Origin of the sequence: Massilia sp. CT11-108 (assembly GCF_047302915.1) — a bacterium.
Classification (GTDB): Bacteria; Pseudomonadota; Gammaproteobacteria; order Burkholderiales; family Burkholderiaceae_D; genus Telluria; species Telluria orientalis.
Window position 1 is genome coordinate 1 of sequence record NZ_JBKYMO010000538.1, and the last position, 3,531, is coordinate 3,531.

Below are 3,531 nucleotides of genomic sequence, written 5' to 3' on the forward strand. Positions count from 1 at the left end.
ATGTGTTGCTGGCGGACGCGCTGGGCGCCGCGATCGGCGCGTCGCGCGCGGCGGTCGACGCCGGCTTTGCCAGCAACACATTGCAGATCGGCCAGACCGGCAAGGTGGTCGCGCCCGCGCTGTACATCGCGGTCGGCATTTCGGGGGCCATCCAGCACCTGGCCGGCATCGGTGATGCGAAGGTCATCGTGGCCATCAACAAGGATGCGGAAGCGCCGATTTTCGGCGTGGCGGATTACGGCATCGTCGGCGACCTGTTCGACGTCGTGCCTGCGCTCGTCACCGCATTGCAGGAGGACGAACAAAAACAGCTGGCCGCCTAGAGGATCGGGCACCATGCTGACACACGCCGGCCTCGTACTGGTCTCCATTGCCATCGGCGTCCTGATCGGCGCGGCCGGCGTCGGCGGTTTTTTCATGCCGCCCGCACTGATGCTGCTGATGAACATGGACATTCACCAGGGCATGGCGTTGTCCCTGTTCACTTTCATCTTTACCGGCGCAGCGGGCGCGCTCTACTTCCACAGGAAAGGCAGTCTGGACTGGACGCTGGTGCGGCCGGTGTGCCTCGGCGCGGCGGCGACGGGCTATGCCGGCGCATGGACCGGCCATCATCTCGCCACCGCGTCGCTGTCGACGGCGCTGGCCGCCGTGATCCTCGTCGTCGGCATGACCATGTCGGGCGCCGGCGGCCAGGCGGTGCTTGCCTTGCCGGCCGGCCCGCGTCAGCGCCGGCTGATCCTCGCGGCGATCGGTGCCCTCACGGGGTTCTTTTCCGGTCTCACCGGCATCGGCGGGCAGGTGCTGTCCGTGCCGCTGATGGTCTTGTGCGGCTATCCCGTGCTGACCGCGATCGGCGTCGGGCAGATGCTGCAAACCATCGGCGCGTTGTCCGGTTCGCTCGCGAACCTGCGTTACGCCAGCATCGACTATGGCCTGGCCGCCTTCATCGTCGTGTTTGAAATTGCCGGGGTACTGGCCGGCGCCATCCTCGTCCACCGTGTCGACGGCGCGTTCGTCAAGCGCGTGGTCGGCGGACTGTGCATGGTGGCCGGTTGCGGGTTCATCCTGCGCAGCTTGCAGGCCTGAATCGGTGTACAGTTGAGCATCTTTGTTTTTGGAAAAAATAACGATGCGCAAGATCACCGGGGCGCTGCTGGCGCTGACAGCACTGGCGTGCGTACAGACGGCGCGGGCCGACGGGCTCGACCCGGCCGAGCAGCAAATCGTCGCGGAGATCAAGGCGCATGCGCCGCAAGCGCTCGCCCTGCTCGAGCAGAGCGTCCTCATCAACAGCGGCACGATGAATACCCGCGGCGTGCGCGACGTGGGCGCGCTGTTCCGCAAGCAGTTCGACGCGCTCGGCTTTACCACGCGCTGGATCGAGCTGCCGCCCGAGATGCGCCGCGCCGGCCACCTCGTCGCCACGCGCGACGGCAACCGCGGCAAGCGCCTGCTGCTGCTCGGTCACCTCGACACCGTGTTCGAGCCCGGTTCCGACGTGCCCATGTGGAAGCGCGATGGCGACAAGGTCCGCGGCCAGGGCGTTTCCGACATGAAGGGCGGCGACGTGATCGTCATCGAAGCCTTGCGCGCGCTGCACCGCGTGGGCGCCCTCGACGGCACGCGCATCGCCGTCATGTTCACGGGCGACGAGGAAGAAGCGGGAAATCCGAAGAGCGTGTCGCGCGGCGACATGGTGGAGCTCGCCAGGCGCAGCGACGTCGCCCTCAGCTTCGAGGGCAGCATCCTCGACAAGAATGGCCAGGCGACCGCCACCGTGGGCCGGCGCGCGACGGCCACGTGGGAGCTGGACGTCAAGGCGCGCCAGGGCCATTCGATGGCCGTGTTCGGCGCCAACGGCTATGGCGCCGTGTACGAGACGGCGCGCATCCTGGACGCCTTCCGCCAGCAGGTGACCGAGCCTGGCCTCACGTTCAATCCGGGCGTGATCCTGGGGGGCACCGAGGTCGCGTTCGACGACGCGACCTCGCGCGGCACCGCATTCGGCAAGACCAACGTGATCGCCAATACGGCCACCGTGAAGGCCGACCTGCGCTACCTGGACTACCCGCAACGCGACCGCGCACAGGCACGCATGCGCGCCATCGTCGCGCAGAACCTGCCCGGCACCAGCGCCACCATCACGTTCCACGATTCGTATCCGCCGATGGCCGTGACACCCGGCAACCTGAAAGTGCTGGACCTGTATTCGCGCGCCAGCCAGGATGCCGGGCTTGGGACGATCGCGCCCTTGCCGGCGGAAGCGCGCGGCGCGGGCGACATCCAGTTCGTGGCACCGCTCCTCGACAGCCTCGACGGCCTCGGCGCGAGCGGCAACGGCGCCCACTCGCCGAACGAAGACCTGGACGTGGGCTCGATCGAACGGAGTGCCGTGCGCGCGGCATTGCTGATCTATCGTTTGACGCGTTGACGCTCGTCGAATTTCTTCAACTGGACACGCTACCCGAACCGGGTAATATGCACACATGGCACGACTGATACTTACCTTCCCCGAAGACCAGTACTACTACACGACCTTGCTGACGGTGCGCGTCACCGACATCAACGCCGGCAACCACCTGGGCAACGACTCGATGATCTCGATGATCTCCGAGGCACGGGCCCGCTTCCTGTTCGAATACGGCGTCTCGGAAACGGAGGGCGACGGCACGGGCATCATCGTGACGGACCTCGCGACGACCTACCGCGCCGAAGCGCATGCGCGCGACCAGCTGCTGTTCGAAGTGGGCGTCATGGACTTCAATAAATATGGTGGCGACATCATCTTCCGGGTCACCCGTCCGAAGGACAAGACCCTCATCGCGATGGCCAAGCAGGGCTTCGTCTTCTTCAATTACAAGACGAGCCAGGTCGTCGCCATGCCGGAAGACTTCCGCGGCAAGTTCGACCGGGTGAACTGGATCGACTGAACGCGCGCGAAATAGCTGGAACTTTCTCCCCCTCCCGCTGGAATATGGGTAAAGACAATGACCCATGACCACACCACCCACTGACACCGACCTGCTGCGCCAGACGCGCAGCGGCGCCGCCGACGCCTTCGCGGCCTTGTACCGGCGCCACCAGGGTCCGCTGTACCGCTTCGCGCTGCTGCGCTGCGGCTCGGCGGACACGGCCGCCGACGTGGTCCAGGAAACGTTCATGGGCCTGCTGACGGATCGGTTCCGCTTCGATCCGCTGCGCGGACAGCTGCAGCACTTCCTGTTCGGCGTGGCGCGCAACCTGATCCTGAAAAACGAGACGGCACACCAGCGCCACGTGGTGCTGGACGGCGGCGACGACGGCGACGACGGGTTGCCGGACGACGCGGCCTGTCCGCTGGCGCGCCTGCTGGACAACGAGGCCGCCGAGGAAGTGCGGCGCGCGCTGGCGCTGCTGGCCCCGCACTACCGCGACGCCGTCATCCTGTACGAGATGCACGACTTGTCGTACGCCGAGATCGCCGACATCTGCCAGGTCGACATCGGCACCGTGCGTTCGCGCCTGTCGCGCGGCCGGGCGGCGCTCGCC

General features: G+C 66.6%; 5 protein-coding genes. All 5 read left to right on the forward strand.

Annotated features, from left to right (window positions below):
- Positions 1–323 (forward strand): electron transfer flavoprotein subunit alpha/FixB family protein (locus ACEN88_RS26915; protein ID WP_413344599.1); only part of this gene is annotated, 323 nt, incomplete at its 5' end.
- A 13-nt stretch (positions 324–336) separates the two neighbouring features.
- Entirely contained in the window at positions 337–1,089 is a 753-nt protein-coding gene (locus ACEN88_RS26920) for a sulfite exporter TauE/SafE family protein (protein ID WP_413344601.1), read from the forward strand.
- A gap of 43 nt (positions 1,090–1,132) precedes the next feature.
- A complete protein-coding gene (locus ACEN88_RS26925) occupies positions 1,133–2,434 on the forward strand; it encodes a M20/M25/M40 family metallo-hydrolase (RefSeq protein ID WP_413344602.1) in 1,302 nt (433 codons plus the stop codon).
- Positions 2,435–2,489: 55 nt separating this feature from the next.
- Complete coding sequence (locus ACEN88_RS26930; protein WP_413344604.1) at positions 2,490–2,933, forward strand: thioesterase family protein; 444 nt, start codon at positions 2,490–2,492, stop codon at positions 2,931–2,933.
- Positions 2,934–2,997: 64 nt separating this feature from the next.
- Positions 2,998–3,531, forward strand: a 534-nt coding sequence (locus ACEN88_RS26935; RefSeq protein ID WP_413344606.1) for an RNA polymerase sigma factor, incomplete at its 3' end; no start/stop codon positions are given.